The 17,180-nt window shown below is 34.7% G+C and carries 13 protein-coding genes and 1 tRNA gene; 4 read left to right on the forward strand and 10 right to left on the reverse strand.

What is annotated here, in order from left to right; all coding sequences use genetic code 11:
* The first annotated feature begins 21 nt into the window (after positions 1-21).
* Together Q1V95_RS02440 and Q1V95_RS02445 are read left to right on the forward strand one after the other, a co-directional pair.
* A complete protein-coding gene (locus Q1V95_RS02440; RefSeq protein WP_300669909.1) occupies positions 22-786 on the forward strand; it encodes an MBL fold metallo-hydrolase in 765 nt (254 codons plus the stop codon).
* Positions 787-893: 107 nt separating this feature from the next.
* A tRNA-Leu gene (locus Q1V95_RS02445) sits at positions 894-973 on the forward strand.
* A gap of 112 nt (positions 974-1,085) precedes the next feature.
* Here the strand turns inward: Q1V95_RS02445 and Q1V95_RS02450 are convergent.
* From Q1V95_RS02450 to Q1V95_RS02495, 10 genes are all read right to left on the reverse strand, one after another.
* Positions 1,086-3,134, reverse strand: a complete 2,049-nt coding sequence (locus Q1V95_RS02450) for an alpha-glucuronidase (protein ID WP_300669911.1) — start codon at positions 3,132-3,134, stop codon at positions 1,086-1,088.
* A 26-nt stretch (positions 3,135-3,160) separates the two neighbouring features.
* The gene (locus tag Q1V95_RS02455; protein WP_300669913.1) at positions 3,161-4,129 is read right to left on the reverse strand and encodes a glycoside hydrolase family 43 protein; all 969 of its coding nucleotides are present in this window, start codon (positions 4,127-4,129) and stop codon (positions 3,161-3,163) included.
* Positions 4,130-4,152: 23 nt separating this feature from the next.
* Positions 4,153-5,268, reverse strand: coding sequence for an endo-1,4-beta-xylanase (locus Q1V95_RS02460; RefSeq protein WP_300669915.1), 1,116 nt, complete (start codon positions 5,266-5,268; stop codon positions 4,153-4,155).
* A gap of 6 nt (positions 5,269-5,274) precedes the next feature.
* Positions 5,275-6,720 carry an MFS transporter gene (locus tag Q1V95_RS02465; protein WP_300669917.1) on the reverse strand — a complete coding sequence of 482 codons (1,446 nt, stop codon included), beginning with the start codon at positions 6,718-6,720 and terminating at the stop codon, positions 5,275-5,277.
* A gap of 12 nt (positions 6,721-6,732) precedes the next feature.
* On the reverse strand, positions 6,733-8,655 hold the full coding sequence (locus Q1V95_RS02470; protein WP_300669919.1) for a sialate O-acetylesterase: 1,923 nt from the start codon (positions 8,653-8,655) through the stop codon (positions 6,733-6,735).
* A 578-nt stretch (positions 8,656-9,233) separates the two neighbouring features.
* Entirely contained in the window at positions 9,234-10,295 is a 1,062-nt protein-coding gene (locus Q1V95_RS02475; protein ID WP_300669921.1) for an aldose epimerase family protein, read from the reverse strand.
* 1 nt (position 10,296) lies between these two features.
* The gene (locus Q1V95_RS02480) at positions 10,297-12,822 is read right to left on the reverse strand and encodes a glycosyl hydrolase 115 family protein (RefSeq protein WP_300669922.1); all 2,526 of its coding nucleotides are present in this window, start codon (positions 12,820-12,822) and stop codon (positions 10,297-10,299) included.
* Positions 12,823-12,832: 10 nt separating this feature from the next.
* A complete protein-coding gene (locus Q1V95_RS02485) occupies positions 12,833-14,530 on the reverse strand; it encodes a glycoside hydrolase family 43 protein (protein WP_300669924.1) in 1,698 nt (565 codons plus the stop codon).
* 16 nt (positions 14,531-14,546) lie between these two features.
* Positions 14,547-15,830: an MFS transporter gene (locus Q1V95_RS02490; protein ID WP_300669926.1), complete on the reverse strand. Its 1,284-nt coding sequence runs from the start codon at positions 15,828-15,830 to the stop codon at positions 14,547-14,549.
* A 2-nt stretch (positions 15,831-15,832) separates the two neighbouring features.
* The gene (locus Q1V95_RS02495) at positions 15,833-16,138 is read right to left on the reverse strand and encodes a bifunctional 4-hydroxy-2-oxoglutarate aldolase/2-dehydro-3-deoxy-phosphogluconate aldolase (RefSeq protein WP_300669928.1); all 306 of its coding nucleotides are present in this window, start codon (positions 16,136-16,138) and stop codon (positions 15,833-15,835) included.
* Positions 16,139-16,147: 9 nt separating this feature from the next.
* Between Q1V95_RS02495 and Q1V95_RS02500 the strand changes: the two genes are divergently transcribed.
* Positions 16,148-16,336 (forward strand): hypothetical protein, encoded by a 189-nt coding sequence (locus Q1V95_RS02500; RefSeq protein ID WP_300669930.1) that lies wholly within the window; start codon positions 16,148-16,150, stop codon positions 16,334-16,336.
* Between the two features lie 70 nt (positions 16,337-16,406).
* On the forward strand, positions 16,407-16,910 hold the full coding sequence (locus Q1V95_RS02505) for a YceI family protein (RefSeq protein ID WP_300669932.1): 504 nt from the start codon (positions 16,407-16,409) through the stop codon (positions 16,908-16,910).
* Positions 16,911-17,180: the final 270 nt, after the last annotated feature.

The following is a 17,180-nucleotide window of genomic DNA, read 5'->3' on the forward strand; positions in this document are numbered from 1 at the left end:
AAATAAATCCAAACTTAACGAATGCGGCTTAAATTTTTAGGCACCGGAACTTCCCAAGGAATCCCTGTTATAGGCAGTCATCATCCTGTCTGTTTATCAACAAATCCGAAAGATAAACGCTTGCGTACTTCTGCCATTATCACACTTGATAATGATAAAAAAATCCTTATCGATTGCGGACCAGATTTTCGTCAACAGATGCTTGTCAATCACGAAGAGCAGGTCGACGCCGTTCTTATTACGCACGAGCATAACGACCATGTTATCGGACTTGATGACTTGCGTCCACTTATTTTTAAAAATAAAATGGAAATGCCAATCTACTGTCAAGAACGTGTTGGCAAGGAAATAAAATTCCGTTTTCCTTATGCTTTTGCTGAAGAAAAATATCCTGGATCGCCTTCTTTTGAAATCGTTAACATCAACGGTGATTTTGATGTTCTTGGCGCTCAAGTTACGCCAATCAATATAATGCATTCTGCTTTACCAATTTTGGCCTACAAAATTAAAAACATAGCATACATCACAGATGCTAGTCAGATTCCAGATTCGGAAATTGAAAAACTAAAAAATCTCGATATCCTTATCATTAACTGTCTGCGCAAAGAACAACCTCATCATTCGCATTTTATCTTACCCGAAGTTTTGGAATTGGTAAAAGATTTAAAACCAAAAATGACTTACCTGACACATATCTCTCATCTTTTAGGATTTCATGACGATTTGGTAGCCGAACTTCCACCTCATATCCAGCCTGCTTATGATGGTTTGGAAATAGAATTTTAAATTTTTGAAATTGATTTTCAAACAAATAGAATTTCTGTATTAAAAAAACATCAAAAACATTTTTACCAAAGCGAAATAGTTGTATATTTGCACCACTTCAAAAGAACGCTCGGATGGCGGAATTGGTAGACGCGCACGACTCAAACTCGTGTTCCTAGGAGTGTGGGTTCGATTCCCACTCCGAGTACTAAAGCAAGCATTTTAATGCTTGCTTTTTTGTTTTCAAGAAATATCGGCTAAATAAAAAATCTCTCCAAGCCAGAGAGATTTTGCAAATAGTTAATTGATTCTATCCAATTTTAGTTATGATGCTTAAGATTGAGTTTTATTTTCTTTAGATCATCCAATTTATGAATAGGCTTTTCGACATCATCGGGAATTGGCATTTTAGAAAAAGTTTGAAAATATAATAAACAGGCATCTTTCCACCAAACAGCATCTTCAGCCTGAATTTTCAACTTCGACTGTACAGACACAAAACGTTCTCCATCAACATAGCTTTCCATCTTATCCCAAAGCTTTTGGTAACCTGTAACATTTTTGACACCTTCTTCATACTTATGTGCTAAATTATCCCAAAGAGAGGCACCATTTTTCATTTTGTAATTCCAAGGTACATGATGAAACCAAAGCAATAAATTTTCTGGTGTTGTATTAATATCATTATAGATCTCACGCAATGGAGAATTATATTGGGAAACAGCATTACTTCCTGAAGTTGTTCTGTCGAAACCTAAACCTTTAGCATCTGCTTTATGGTAATAGACAGGCGTCCAATCAGGCCTTGCGCCTGGATAATCACCCCAAGGTTCTGGTCCGTAATGATGTTCTTTTGCAAAAATATGATGTAATCCCAATGGCATCATATAATCTACAGCAGTCTCACGCGAGGACAACATCATTTTTTTGATAGGATTAACAAAATCAGGATTGCTGGTAAATGTTTGCTTTATCCATTCATCTGCAATTTGTTCTGAACTTAAATCATGATTCCAAGCAAGGCGTCCAAAGGCATACCAATTGGCTTGTGCGAAATGATGTCCTGTCCAATTTGCATCTTCTCCAATATTAGCAACACCAGCTATAGCAGTAATCTTTGTAGGCTTCAGAGTTCCGTCTGTAATTTTTGAAATAGTTGAGTTTTTTCCAAATTCGTAAGTATCACTATCCAACGTCTCTTTAAACAATGGAGCTAAAAATACCAAATGATTCGAAAATCCTAAATACTCCTGCGTAATTTGAAACTCGACCATTTCCGAAGTTTTTTTCATTGCCCCAAACAACGGACTAAAAGCTTCTCTTGGTTGAAAATCAATTGGTCCATTTTTAGTTTGAATAATGACATTGTCACGAAACTGACCATCCAACGGTGTAAATTCTAAATAAGCCTGTTTTGCACGATCTTCTGGTGTAGGACTGTACACGAATGCTCGCCACATTACAAGTCCTCCATAAGGAGACAAAACGTCTGCCAACATATTGGCACCATCAGCATGCGTTCTGCCATAGTCTTGTGGACCAGGCTGCCCCTCCGAATTTGCTTTAACCAAAAAACCTCCAAAGTCTGGAATTAATTTGTAAATCTCCGAAGCTTTACTTTTCCACCATTCTTTTACATTGTCATTCAGTGGATCAGAATTTTCGAGATTTCCTAAAACCTTGGGTGACGAAAAATTAACAGATAAATAGACTCTAATACCATAAGGTCTAAAAATATCAGCTAAAACTTTTACTTTTTCTAAATAGTCTTTTTTAAGAATATTTGGTGAAGCATTAACATTGTTAAGTACCACAGCATTAATTCCGATGGAAGCATTTGCACGTGCATAAGCCTCATAACGCGAGGAAACTTTATTGGGTAAATCGTCCCACTTCCAAAGCGAATGTCCAGCGTAACCACGCTCTATTGTACCATCCAAATTATCCCAATGATTAAGAATTCTAACATCGTAAGAAGGCTTTTCGGTAATGTTGAGATTCTGCAAATTAGCTTTTGTCTCTTGCAACCTTAAAAGATGATAAACGCCATACAACAATCCAATTTCTTTATAGGCTACTATTGTAATTTTCGTTGAATTAGAATTAATTTTAAAACCATCTTTTAGCGACTTCTGACTCAAATCAGTTTTTAATTCAACCATTTGTCCTTGCCAAAAGTTTATTAATTCTTTTTTAGCAAGATCTACTGATGCGTTATTACTTTTTGTAACAATTTGTGATGCTGAAATTCCTTTTTTAACATCGGGAAAACGAAGCCATAATTTACTGCCATCTTCTGCAAAAATCAAACTTGGCAGAAAGCAAAGCATCAGTATTAAACAATGGAATTTATTCAGATTAAAATTCATAACTTTTATTTTTAACGCTGATAAAATCAATTGTCTAAACCATCAATTGTTTTAAAGGTTCCATCATCATTATACTCCAATTCAACAACTTTCATACTACGTAACCAAGTTTTGCCGCCACTAGGTACTGCGTCATGGAAAAATAGAAAAGTTTTTCCTTTATAATCAACAATACTATGATGTGTCGTCCAACCTACAACAGGAGTCAATATAATACCTTGGTAGATAAATGGTCCATAAGGATTATCTCCTATCGCATAACAAAGAAGATGGGTATCTCCTGTCGAATACGAAAAATAGTACTTACCATCATGTTTATGCATCCAAGAAGCTTCGAAGAAGCGGCGCTCATCACCATGAAGAAGAGGTGAACCATTTTCGTCCAAAATTAAAATATCTTTTGGTTCTTCCCCAAATTCTAACATATCATCTCTCAGCAATGCAACTTTTGAAGTCAATGCGGGTTCATTATCTTGAGGAAGTATAGCACTTTCTAAGGCTTTGTTATTACGATAACGTTGTAGTTGACCACCCCAAATACCTCCAAAATACATATAATATTTTCCAGCATCTTCAAAAATACAAGGATCAATACTATAACTTCCCATCATAGGATGTTTTTCTGGAACAAATGGACCATAAGGTTTTTCACTAATTGCAACACCAATTCGGAAAATGTCATTTTGGTCTTTCATTGGAAAATACATATAATACTTTCCGTTTTTGAAAGCAACATCACAATCCCAAAGTTGTCTTCCTGCCCAAGGAACATCCTTTACAGACAACACTACACCATGGTCAGTCACTTCATCATTTTCGATATCATCCATTGAAAACACATGATAATCTGCCATGTCAAAATGGTCGCCATTATCATTCTCTTCAATTCCACTTTCTCGGTCATGCGATGGATAAATATAGATTTTGTCTTCAAAAACATGTACAGATGGATCTGCCATATAATCCTTGGGGAACAAATATTTTGCTTTTTTCATAATCTTCTAAAAATGTATCTAATTTATTTTTTCTCTGCTAGTTGGATTAATTCTTTAACAATCGGTTTTTCTTGGTATTTTCTATCAAACAAAAGTGGATAGTCTGTTCTACCCACAATCGGAAAATCATTTTTCCAAGAGTCGGCATCTGTTACGCCCCAAAATGTCACTCTTTTCATTTTATCTTTATGCTTTAGAAACAAAGTGAAAAAATCGTTATATCGATTTTCCCATTTTTTCTGAACTTCAATTGGTAAAACACCATCAGAATAAGGATTAAGCTCTTTCTGATAAGCTTGAGTATCGGAAATATTTGATGAAATCTTGTGGGGTGATGGCAACGCACTGATTTCGAATTCGGTTACACTAACCTTAACACCAGCATTTGCATAGGCAACTATTGCTTTTTCATATTCTTCGATACTTGGATAATCTAGACCAACATGCGCTTGCATCCCAATCCCATCAATACGAATATTTTGAGCTTTAAAAGAGTTAATTAAACTTATCAAACGCTCCACTTTCCCAGGATGCCATTCGTTATAATCATTATAATATAATTCCGCATCTGGATCAGCCTCATGCGCCCATTGAAAAGCTAAGGGAATAAAATCTTCACCTATAATTTCGTAAAATTTTGATTTTCTATAGGAGCCATCTTCCATAATAGCCTCGTTAACAACATCCCAGCCTTTCACCTTTCCTTTGTATCGAGATACCACTGTCTGGATATGTTTTTTCATGCGTTGCTTAAGAACCTCTGCTGAAACATCCTTACCTTCTTTATCAGTAAAAAACCAATCTGGAGCTTGAGAATGCCATATAAGTGTATGTCCTATGATGAACATTTTGTTTTGTTGTCCAAATGCCACAAACTTATCAGCATCATCAAAAAAGAAGACATTTTCTTCTGGTTGCAAGAACATGCTTTTCATACAATTTTCGGCAACAACTGAAGAAAACTCTTTTTTTACAATATAGACACCTTTCTTATCTTCATTATGAATATGCTTCAGGTTAAGCGCTGTACCAATAAAAAAATCTTGTTGATAAGCTTTCTTCAATGTAGAGTTGGACGAGTTGGCAGTTTTACAAGAAGCTAAGCTTAATAAACTCAATAAAATAATACTGTTTTTCATAACTATTTATTTTCTTTTTTCAGCTAAATCATTTTCAATTTGAATTTCCATTTTTTTATTAATTGAATAGAAAACCAATAATCCACAGGCTGCAAAAAATGGAATTGATGGAAAAACACTTACCAACAACTTAGCGCCTTTAGCAACGCTTTCTGGTTGGACAGCATTAACAGCAACTTCCGAAGAGATATATCCGTATTTGCTAATAACCCAAGCTACCAAAGCACTTCCAATTGATAAACCAACCTTTAGTCCAACCATCATAGCTGAAAAAATAATTGCTGTTGCACGTCGATTATTTTTCCATTCAGAATAGTCAGCGACATCTGCTATCATAGCCCAAAGTAGAGGCGTACTAATACCATAAAAGAATCCATGCAATATCTGAGACAAAAACATTAATGACACTGATTTTGGAGGATAAAAAACAAACGTCAGTATAAATAAGGTTGATACAAACAAAGACGCAATAAACACATCTCTTTTTCCGTACTTATCGGCTAATCTCTTAGAAAATGTAATACCAACAATCATCATAATTATTCCACCAGCATTGAAAAGCCCAAAACCCGCAGACTTAACATCTTCACCAAAAAAATTCATCCCAATAGAGTTAAAAAACTTTGTAACAGGAGATATAAATTCTGCTAAAGCCGCCTCATCAACATAATTATTAAAATAATAAACATAAGAACCACCCTTCATTGCCAAAGTAATAAATACCAAAGTGGTTACCGTTAACATAATAAGCCAAGGTTTATTTTTGAACAAATCACTGAGATCTGATTTCAAATTTGATTTTTGAGCTTCCGTTGGAATAACCCTTTCTTTGGTTGTAAAAAAAGTTATTAACAACATTATCGTTCCTATGATAGCCAGCCATGTCATCACAATCTCAATACCAGCAGCTTTGTCGCCATTACCAACGGAAAGAATTATTGGAAGCATAAAAACCTGAACAAAAAACTGAGCAAACATAACCGCCACAAAACGATACGACGAGATACTATTTCTTTCGCTCATATCTCCAGTTATTACACCACTTAGTGCAGAATACGGCAAATTATTAGCAGCATACAGCAATAACAAGAGGCTATAAGTTGCAGCAGCATATATAAGCTTTCCCTTGTAATCAAAATCTGGCGTACTAAAAGCAAGTAAAGCAGCTATGCCTAACGGAATAGATGTAAACAAAATCCAAGGTCTAAATTTTCCCCAACGAGAAACCGTTCTATCTGCTAAAGCACCAATAAGTGGATTAAACCCAAAACCAGCAACGAGACCAACTACTAAAGTTATTATTGATGCATCCTCAGCTTTCAATCCATAAATGTCGGTATAGAAATATGCCAAGTAGGTCACCAAGGTTTGGAAAACCAAATTGGCAGCCAAGTCACCTAGGCTATAACCAACTTTTTCAACAACAGAGATTTTAGTATTTGTTTGATTCATTTTGTTTAATTTTTATTTTTCAGTTGTAAAAGGCGATGCCGGAAGTCCCTTATTATTTCTAAGATTTGCTGTATCTGGATTATCCGCCCAAGCATATCGGACAGCAACAGGATCCGGAACATTATCCGAAGAAACAACAATTGTTTTTCCTAGGATTTTTGCATTAGCCCAATACCACTTACCTTCTTTATTTTTTATAGAAAAGCCTTTCAAAACATCAACTTTTTCAAAATCATTGGTATCATTTTTAAAACTAATAATTGCCTGATTTCCTTCAAATTTTACTGATTGGTAAATGGGACCATCTGCAGTAATATTGGAAGAATAAGCTAATTTTTCTGCCTGCAGAGCTAATCTTTGACCTACACTTTTCTTATCTAATGGATGGATATCATTCCATTCGCCTAAATCTATTGCTACGGCCAATCCTACATTAGGAACTTCTTGCGCAACTTTTCTTTGTTGATTCCTAAGCTCTGCCCAATTGCTTTCCAATGCTTCTTTTTTCGGCTCCATAAAATTGGCCAATTGAACTACTAAAAACGGCATGTTCTTTTGTTGAAATTTGGAACGCCAATCCGAAATCAGTGTAGTTAACAAATCCTGATATTCTGTTGGTTTTGCTGTGTTGCTTTCGCCTTGATACCAAAGCGCGCCTTTAATACCAAAAGAAATTAATGGATTAATCATAGCATTGTAAAGTCCTGTAGACTTCCAGCGGACAAAAGTCTGTCCAGGCGCCATCTGTTTCATTTTTGCGCCAATTTTGTAAAACCACTTCCCTGTTAGATCAAACCTCTGTCCGTCTACTTCGAGGTAATATGGTTTGTCCGCAACAAATTCGCCCTTTCCACTTCCGTTAATAACACGTACTGTTATAATATTTTTTCCTTCCTTTAAAATAGATTCTGGAATGCTATACCAACGTGGTGGATATTCGTAAGTGATGTTACCAACCTTAACACCATTAATGTAGGTCTCATCTGCATCTTTTATACGTCCAAGATTGAGAAAAGCTGATTTTCCTTCCGCTGATTTTGGAAGTATGATTTCTTTCTTCAACCATACTGAACCATCAAATGCACCTTCTTGGTTTTCCCAAGAGTCTGGCATCACAATTGTTTTCCAATCAGCGTAGTTAACGGAATTATCTACCCAGTTTTGATTAACACCTATATCACTTTGATTAAGCTCTGCATACCAAGCGTCTGATAAGGATTTATCATTAGCTTCAGTAGACTTAATCAGATCATCATTATTCCATTTTTGAGCTTCGGCTACATAGTTGGGATAATTCTTCAGACTTTCCACATCCATCCAAGCTTGTATAGGCGATCCTCCTAAGCTCGCATTAATAATACCAATAGGAATATTGTACTTCGCATTAAGGTCTTTCGCAAAAAAATAAGCGACAGCTGAGAAATTATTAATAGTTTTCGAAGTTGTCGACTCCCAGACACCACCATCCAAGGATGCCTGAGGACTCTTAAAATTATATTTTTGAGGAACAGTAAAAAAGCGAATATTAGGATTATTGGCGTGTTTAATTTCGTCGCCACAGATTGTTCTTAGACGATACATTGGCAATTCCATATTTGATTGACCAGAAGCTAACCAAACATCTCCGATGAGAATATCGTTTAAAACAATATCGTTAATCTGCATCTTATAAGGTCCACCAGCTTTCATTGAAGGCAAATACAAATACCAGTTCCCATTTTGATCGGCTGTAGTTGTATAGTTATGTTTGAGGAAATTCACTTTTATTTTCTCCGAAGCATCAGCAGTTCCCCAAATCTTAATTTTTTGATTGCGTTGTAAGACCATACCATCACCAACCAAAATCGGTAATTTAACTTTTGCCAAAATAGATGTGCTTAATCCACTAAAAAAAAGGATTACCAACAAAATTCCAAAAACAAAATTTCTAGTCATAATTCTAACAGCTTTACTGAAAAAAAACACTTACTACTTTTATAATATTGAATCAGAACAAATATTAAAATTCTTGATTTTCTAAAATAGAATTTTATGTTAACAACGCCAAGACAATTTAGTTTTCGTCAAATGGAAAATAATTTTTTATCAATTAAAAACAACGATAAACACAGACAAAAACAACACACTTATCATACAAAATAAGAAAATAAAAATTAGATTTTAATTCCACTTTATGCTCTCATCAATAAGCTACAAAACAGTTCCTTAAGAACTCTACCGAAAACAAATGAGACTTATCTTATTTTTAGCGATAAGCCACTAATTTTACTTAGGATTTTTAACGCAATTTGAGAACCTCGACTTTAACATATATTTAACATTAAATTCAATTTGAATTCGCTTTTATTAAACTTAAAATCATTGAAATTTCATTTGCAAGTTCCCCAAAAAATGTCTTTAGAATTAGTTTTAGTTATTTTAAAAATAAAAAAGCTCTCATAAATTAAATTTTAACACAAAATTCAAATACAAAATTCGCTATTATTATCAATTTTATTAAATTAAAAACAATTTCATACAGAAAATTTAAAAACAGTTTTCGTCCGATAGATATTATTTGGAGTTAACACTGCCGAAGGAAATTCCATTTGATTAGGTGTATTGGGAAAACATTGTGTTTCAATACAAAAGCCAGTTCTTTTTTTAAGTTTAGCATCTGATTTACATGCAATATCTGATTCTAGAAAATTCCCTGTGTACAGCTGAAATCCAGGTTGATCTGTAAAAATCTGCATTTTGCGTCCTGATTCTCTATGGACAATCTCTCCAAGACTTCGGAAGCCAGAACCATTGATAACTAAAGTATGATCATAACCGCCTCCGTACTTTATTTGTAAATCTTTCGCATTAATATCAGTTCCTATTTTTTTGAAACTTCTAAAATCAAAAACCGTATTTTCAACACTTTCAATTATTCCGTTTGGAATTGCTTCTTCATCAATAGGAATAAAAAAATCCGCATTGAATTGACACTCATGATCAACAACTTCTTTGGTAAAATCTCCTGACAGATTAAAATAAGTATGTTGCGTTAGATTAACAATTGTTTTTTTGTCTGTGGTGGCTTCATAAGAAATATGCAACTCATTGTTATGAGTCAATGTGTAATATACGTTGACCAAAAGGTTTCCAGGAAATCCAGCTTCGCCATCGGGACTCTTGTAGGTTAATTTCAAAGTTTGGAAAACGGTATTTTCAAGAATTTCAACATCCCATATTTTAGTATGAAAACCTTGGCTACCACCATGAAGATTACTCGAAATATGATTAGCTTCCAAACTGTAGATTTCATTATCTAGATTAAATTCCGCATTGGCGATTCGATTTCCGTAACGTCCGATAATTGCACCAAAATAATTAGGATTTCCTGAAATATAATCTGCCGAGCTTGTGTAACCTAAAACAATATCTTGATAATCACCATGTTTGTCGGGAACCATAAGCGAAGTAATAATTCCGCCAAGATTAAGAAGCTTGAGAACCATTCCATTTTGATTGGTTAAGGTATATTCTCTAACTGGAGTTCCATTTGGCATTTCGCCAATTTGCAGTATACTGATTGGTTTTATTGTCATTTTAATTCAGTTCAAAATTACTTTCTGGCGCACCAAGATAAGTTGGCTTTAGCCCACCAGTATTTATTAATATTTTCTCTAGAACAATGCCTGGTTCCAAAACTTTGAAACGCAAACTATATCTACCCGCTTTGTCAATCTTTATTTTAACATTGGATTTAATAATATGCTCGGCTTGCCAATTCGCCAATTCGCCTTTGTAATGTCCATTGAAGTTGACAATTTGCGGATTCTTTCCATCTAAAGAAACCTCATAACGCAAGCCTTTGTTGTGATTAAAATTAAGCGTTGGTGCTAGCAAAAATTCGACATCAAAAACGCCCGTAGTTACAAAATCGACATCATATTCGACATACAAATCGTCATTAGAACTTGGATAAGCCTTTTGCGGAAAAGTCGTTATACCAGATTTGGTTTTTCCAAAATCAGGAATTGTTTTCCATTCAATTCTTGCTGTATTATTTTTTCTTGAAAAATTTTCTGCTTCAATTGAAATATAACCATCAGCTTCTTTAAAAACTTTTGATGTATAGCTATTTGTGACATTCTCCAATTTTGGCATTTCATTTTTTTCTGGCTGTTGCCAAGTGGTGTATCCAATGTGAGTTTGATCCATCATATGTTTCCACTTTCCATGTGATACTTCATTATTATATCTGTTGCTTAATTTGGCATCATATTCAAAATTCTGTTTTGCTAAATCTGCATAGATATTAGCTTCGGGATTATTTTTCGCTGCTAAGTCTTTATTTTTTGCAACATTAAAATACATGTCATAAAGATTACTACTAGCATCAATTGGATATAAAACTAACTGAAAGTAAGTATCTTTATATTCACTCGGAATCTGATTGTACAATCGATTAGCCTCTAAAGCCAAGTTTCGGTACTCATTAACAACACGTTCTAACTCATTATAATTTTGCAGACTGTAGGTTTTGTCATCCAACATTTCTGGTGTCACACGACGGTTGTACTTGGCGTAGGTATTTATCATCCTTGCAATTTCTTTGGCATATTGATTACCAAACTGTTGCTTTGCCCAATTTTCTGTATACTCTACTAAATTATCTTGGTTAAATTGTTTGGGATCCCAAGCCATGTCCATAAAAAAGCTAATCGGAAATTCCATCGGCTTAAGGTCGCCAACATTAACAACCCAAAGTTTTTTAACCTCATGCTCGTAGGTTAAATTCATTTGTTCCCAAATACGTTGAATAGGACTGATGTTAATCCATTTGGAGTTTCTAGGCCCACCGACATAATCAAAATGATAATACATTCCGTAGCCTCCTTTGTGCAAAGGTTTTGTTAAGTCTGGAAGTTTGCGAACATTCCCCCAATTATCATCACAGAATAGCAAAGTTACATCATCCGGAACCTTCATTCCTGCATCATAATAATCTTGAACCTCTTTGTATAAAGCCCAAACTTGAGGGGTTTTGTTAGCTTTTTTCCCAGTTACTTTTTCGATAATAGACCTTTGGTTTTTAACAACATTTTCGAGCAGGCTGATATTAGTGCCCTCCTCCATTGCTTCGTCACCGTCTCCGCGCATTCCGATGGTTACTAATCGCTCCCAACTATTACTTCTTTCGATTCCCTTTGTCCAAAACTCATTTAAGACTTTTGCATTTTTGGTATAATCCCAAATATTTGGCAAATCATTTTTTTTAATATATCGACGCCAATCTTGTTGTGCCAAAGCCATTGGCTCATGATGCGATGTTCCCATCACAATTCCCATTTCGTTAGCCAAAGCACCATTCTGCGGATCATCGTCATAGAAAGCACTTCCCCACATTGCAGGCCACATATAATTGCCTTTTAGTCGTAAAACTAATTCAAAAACTTTTTCATAAAATTTTGAATTAAAGCCACCAAATGTATGTCTTGCCCAACCGCCAAGTGATGGTTCCTCATCATTCAGGAAAATACCGCGAAGTTCTACAGCTGGCTCACCATCGGTATATTTTCCTTTTTTGAAATATAGATTTTCTTTTTTCTCAATTGGTACATCCGCCCAATAATACCAAGGCGAAACGCCCATTTGTTTAGAAAACTCGTACACTCCGTAGATTGCACCACGTTTGTCACTTCCAGCAATTACAATAGCATTTTGATTAGAGTTAAAAGGATTGTTAATATTTTGAACAATGAACTTTTCGCGCTTATTTTTAAGATCGTTAGCATTGATCGACTTCGACTTAATCAAGTTATCAATAATTGCATCCTGTCCAATTACACCAACAATGATTAAAGTTGAATTTCCCTTAACATCCTGATGAATTAAATCTGGAATAAAACCAAAAACTTTCTGTATATCATTTTGCAAATTGCCTACAGCTCGTAGAACACCTTTATCAATAGTATTACTAGTAAAAATCTGCAATCGAGAGTTATTATCATTAAGTGCAAAACTGTCATTGGATTTTTGACATAAAATAAATGGTTCTGCAGCCCAATGTAAATTGATAAACCCTAAATAAATAGTGACAGTAAATAACAACTTTTTAAGTCTTTTCATTTCTAAAATTTTAAAATTTCATAGCATTCCCATTCGTACTGTACAGACCTATTAGTGCTCCAGAAAAGCCTCCTGCAACATCTGTCGACAGAATATCACCTGAGACTACACCGCCAAGATTAGTAAATGTTTTCCCATTTGTAGAATAATTAAACTGATAAGCATCGCCGTCGGCAGCGACTTGTAACTGAATTGATTTTGAATCTATAATTTTTTGGCTTGTTATAATTTTTGAAGATCCTTTTTCGGTTCGTTCCAAAACCAAGAATGTATCATTTCCTTTTTTAGTAACGCCAAATACATAATTAAAATTCTCACTTTGGTAACATATTATACCTGATAATTCTTGTTCATTTTTGGGATTAAAGTCAAGCTTAACTTTAACATCGAAAGAAGCATGTTGTTGACGGTAGAACAATGCAGCAATAGGCGCCTTGTCTTTAACAGTAGTCGTAAAAGCTTTTATTTGAGTACCATTTTTTAAAACTGAAACAAAATTTTCTTTCGGACCGCGCATTGCCACCCACCGAAAATCCAAATCTTTAGCATTCAATCGATCTTCGAACATAAAATTAGCATTTGGCAAAAATCCATTATTACCTATTTGATTTTTAGCTCCTTGAGGCATTTTTATTTTAGACTTTAGAGGTACAAGTCCGTTTTCGAAAACGGGAAATGTCCCAGACCAATCAACCGGAAGTAAAAAAGTCTCTCTACCAGTATTGACACGATCTTTATCATTAGGACGTACTCCCAAAAATACAGCATAATATTTATTATCTGGACCTTCTACCAAGTCGGCATGTCCTGCCCAATCGACTTTATTTTTTCTATCTTTTGGGAAATATCGTTGTGTCAAAATTGGATTGTTTGGTGCAGGAACAAAAGGTCCCTTTGGCGAATCACTCATAAAGATTACTTCACTATGCCAATCGCCCGTTCCTCCCTCTGCGCACATCAAGAAATATTTTCCATTTTTCTTGTAAAGATGTGGACCTTCAATCCAAATTGGTTTTTGTGAAATATCTACACCGCCATCAACGATAATTTTGTCCGAACCTGTAATAACTTGATCTGTCTCCAAATCGAATTCCCAAAGTTTTATTACACGATGTCCAGAGTACAACTCTTTTCCTTTGGGTGGTGCATCATTATGTACAAGGTAAGCTTTTCCATCATCATCAAAAAACAACGAAGGATCAATACCGTCAACATTTATTTTTTTTATTTCACTCCAAGATTTATGAGGATCTTTGGTCTTTACAAGCATATTTCCGATACCATTGGCAATCTGCGTCGTAATCATATAAAACGTATCATTATACGGATTATACTTTATAGCTGGCGCATAGATCCCTTCTGAGAAACCAGCATGCTCTACTTTTAATTGCGATGGTCTATCGAGCACATGACCAATTTGTTTCCAATTAACCAAATCTGTTGAATGAAAAATAGGAACGCCTGGAAAAAGAGCAAATGACGAGTTTACAAGATAATAATCATTTCCCTTTTTTGTAATACTAGGATCTGGATAAAATCCTTGCAAAATTGGCGAATACATTTCATCATTTTTAAGAGGATTTTCGTCATAAATTTTATCTTTTCCTTGATATTTAAAATCCGAAAAAATCTGCGCGGAAAAACTTTCTACAGTTAACAAAGTCAATGCAGAATATACTATAGCTTTAGTTTTAAGATTAAATTCCATACAAAAATTTTTATACTTAATTTTCAGAGTTCGTTGTATTTCTATTCAGATATTTAATAATAATCCAAGCTGATATATAAGAAATCCCAGCAATAAAGAAAATGATATTATAACCACTATTAATGTCTCCCTTCTCTTTGAAATAATCTAAGACAATCCCAATAAATAGTGGAAAGATAATACCAGCAACCGAGCCCATCATTCCGCCAAATCCAATAACCGAACTAACATAGTTATTTGGCAATCTATCACCAACTGTGGTCATAAGATTTGCGCCCCAACCTTGGTGTGCTGCTGTAGCAAAAGCGATAACCACTGTTATTAGCCACATATCATCAAGATATTTGGAAAACATTACAGGAACAACCAATAATGCAAAAATTAACATCGTAAAACTTCTAGCCTTATTGATTTGCCAACCTTTTTTTATTAGTTGTGAAGAAATATAACCACCACCAATACTACCGATAGTTGTACCACCATAGATGAAAATTAACGGTAAAGATGGTTTACTAAGATCCATTTTGAAAACATCAGCAAAATAAGCTGGCAACCAGAACATAAAGAAATACCAAATTGGGTCTGTCAACATTTTGCCAATTGCAAAAGACCATGTTGCTTTCAGTTTTAGAATATCCTTTAGAGGAACGCTAGTCTGTTCATTTTGATTCGTTTCTTGATCACTTTTAATATAAGCCAATTCTTGCTTTGAAATTTTTGTATTTTCTTCAGGCTTTGAGTAAAACTTCCACCAAAGAATTAACCACAATAATCCTGCTGCGCCAATCCAAACGAAAGTCTCCTGCCAACCATAATGTCCTAATATGAAAGGCACTAAAATCGGCGCCAGAATTGCACCAACGGTTGCTCCAGAGTTAAAAATACCAGTCGCCAATGCACGTTCTTTTTTAGGAAACCACTCTGCAACAGATTTTATTGCGGCAGGAAAGTTCCCTGCTTCAGAAATCCCTAAGGCTGTTCTGGCAATTAAAAATCCAAAAGTACTTTTAACAAAGCCATGACCAATAGATGCTAAACTCCAAACCGCCAAAGAAACGGCGTAACCGATTTTGGAACCAACTTTATCTACAAATCTTCCCATCAAAAGATTGCCAAGCGCATAGGATGCGGTGAAAGCCATAACGATGTACGAATAATCTTTTTCTGTCCAACCAAACTCCGCTTCCAAAGTAGGTTTCAGAAGCCCCATCACTTGCCGATCTAGATAATTAATTGTTGTCGCAAGGAAAACCATGAACAACATAAACCATCTAAGATTTTGTTTTTTTGGTGCTTGCATAATTAAGAATTGAGTTGATTAAGTAAAGTTTCGACCTTCGATTTTAGAGTAGTCAAATCAATATTATTTTCGATTAAAGCACTGCCCTGCCCTACAGCAATTGCGCCACTAGAAAGCCAATCTTTAATATCCGAAGCATCAGAGGAAATTCCACCAGTTAACATAAAATCCATATTTGGAAAAATAGGTTTTACTGATTTGATATAATTTTTACCAACAACATCAGCAGGAAAAATTTTGACTAAACTTAATCCATTTTGAAAAGCAATATTGATTTCTGAAGGCGTTAGACAACCTGGAATAATCAAAATATCTTTATGTTTGGCATCCTTTATAAGATCATCATTGTCCAAAGATATCAAATCGCTGGAGGATGGTTTATGACTAAAAATATTGTTACTAAAGTAGAATATGTCAACCAAAAATACAATGGTTATCCATCTAGTAGCATCCTTTACGGCGGTAAGTTCAACGGATTTATTTTGGAAGCTGCCATAGCGTTCTAATTATAATATATTGTTTGTGTTAGAGGGAGAATACCTCGGTGTTCTCTCTCTTTTTTAATCTTTACTCAAAATGAAAAGTCTATACATTTTATCATTTGCTGCTTTCGGTTCTATGATGTTTGGTCAGCAAAGTTTTATTGAAATTAATGGCAAAACCAACATCAATACTTTTAGATGTATCAACGACATTTCTGAAGACGCAAAAGCAATTAATTTTACAAAGGCAACACTTCCCGAACTTGATATTAAGGTTAATGGTTTCGATTGTAAACACAAAGTCATGACCAGCGATTTCAAGAAAACACTTTCGGAGCAGCAATATCCCAATATGTATGTTAAGTTTTTGAACTTTTCTAAAACCGCTAACAATCAATACTTAGCGAATGTTGAAGTCAAAATCATGAACAAAACTCAGAAATATCAGATTAATTTTTCAAATCAAAATGGGAAGCTTAATGGCAAAAGAAATGTAAAGTTCAGTGACTTCCAGATTACACCTCCAAAAAAAATGGGTGGTATGGTGGTTGTCAAAGACGAACTCTCATTACAATTTTGTCTTGATGCTAAAATATAGCAAAACACACTTTTAATAAATTCTACGTTTTTTTTAGGGAGTTGGCGAAAGCTGGCTCTCTTTTTTATTTAGGATTGTAGATTTGTGATTTACGATTTATGATTCATGATTTACTAACTTCTAACTGCCACGGATCAGTCCTAAAACCAGGGGAGGGTTTTGAAAAAAGCATAAATTTGTGATATGCTAAATGAGACAGAATTACTTAAATTATTACTGCCCGAATACCTAATCAATCACTTTGAGATAGTAAAGTTCGAAGAAAAAGAT

This window comes from Soonwooa sp. (assembly GCF_030151385.1).
Taxonomy (GTDB): Bacteria; Bacteroidota; Bacteroidia; order Flavobacteriales; family Weeksellaceae; genus Soonwooa.

Excerpts from the sequence above, each read along its gene's own strand:
- Q1V95_RS02440 (WP_300669909.1), top strand. The coding sequence starts at position 22 with ATGCGGCTTAAATTTTTAGGCACCGGAACTTCCCAAGGAATCCCTGTT.
- Q1V95_RS02450 (WP_300669911.1), bottom strand. The coding sequence starts at position 3,134 with ATGAATTTTAATCTGAATAAATTCCATTGTTTAATACTGATGCTTTGC.
- Q1V95_RS02455 (WP_300669913.1), bottom strand. The coding sequence starts at position 4,129 with ATGAAAAAAGCAAAATATTTGTTCCCCAAGGATTATATGGCAGATCCA.
- Q1V95_RS02460 (WP_300669915.1), bottom strand. The coding sequence starts at position 5,268 with ATGAAAAACAGTATTATTTTATTGAGTTTATTAAGCTTAGCTTCTTGT.
- Q1V95_RS02465 (WP_300669917.1), bottom strand. The coding sequence starts at position 6,720 with ATGAATCAAACAAATACTAAAATCTCTGTTGTTGAAAAAGTTGGTTAT.
- Q1V95_RS02470 (WP_300669919.1), bottom strand. The coding sequence starts at position 8,655 with ATGACTAGAAATTTTGTTTTTGGAATTTTGTTGGTAATCCTTTTTTTT.
- Q1V95_RS02475 (WP_300669921.1), bottom strand. The coding sequence starts at position 10,295 with ATGACAATAAAACCAATCAGTATACTGCAAATTGGCGAAATGCCAAAT.
- Q1V95_RS02480 (WP_300669922.1), bottom strand. The coding sequence starts at position 12,822 with ATGAAAAGACTTAAAAAGTTGTTATTTACTGTCACTATTTATTTAGGG.
- Q1V95_RS02485 (WP_300669924.1), bottom strand. The coding sequence starts at position 14,530 with ATGGAATTTAATCTTAAAACTAAAGCTATAGTATATTCTGCATTGACT.
- Q1V95_RS02490 (WP_300669926.1), bottom strand. The coding sequence starts at position 15,830 with ATGCAAGCACCAAAAAAACAAAATCTTAGATGGTTTATGTTGTTCATG.
- Q1V95_RS02500 (WP_300669930.1), top strand. The coding sequence starts at position 16,148 with ATGTTTGGCATCCTTTATAAGATCATCATTGTCCAAAGATATCAAATC.
- Q1V95_RS02505 (WP_300669932.1), top strand. The coding sequence starts at position 16,407 with ATGAAAAGTCTATACATTTTATCATTTGCTGCTTTCGGTTCTATGATG.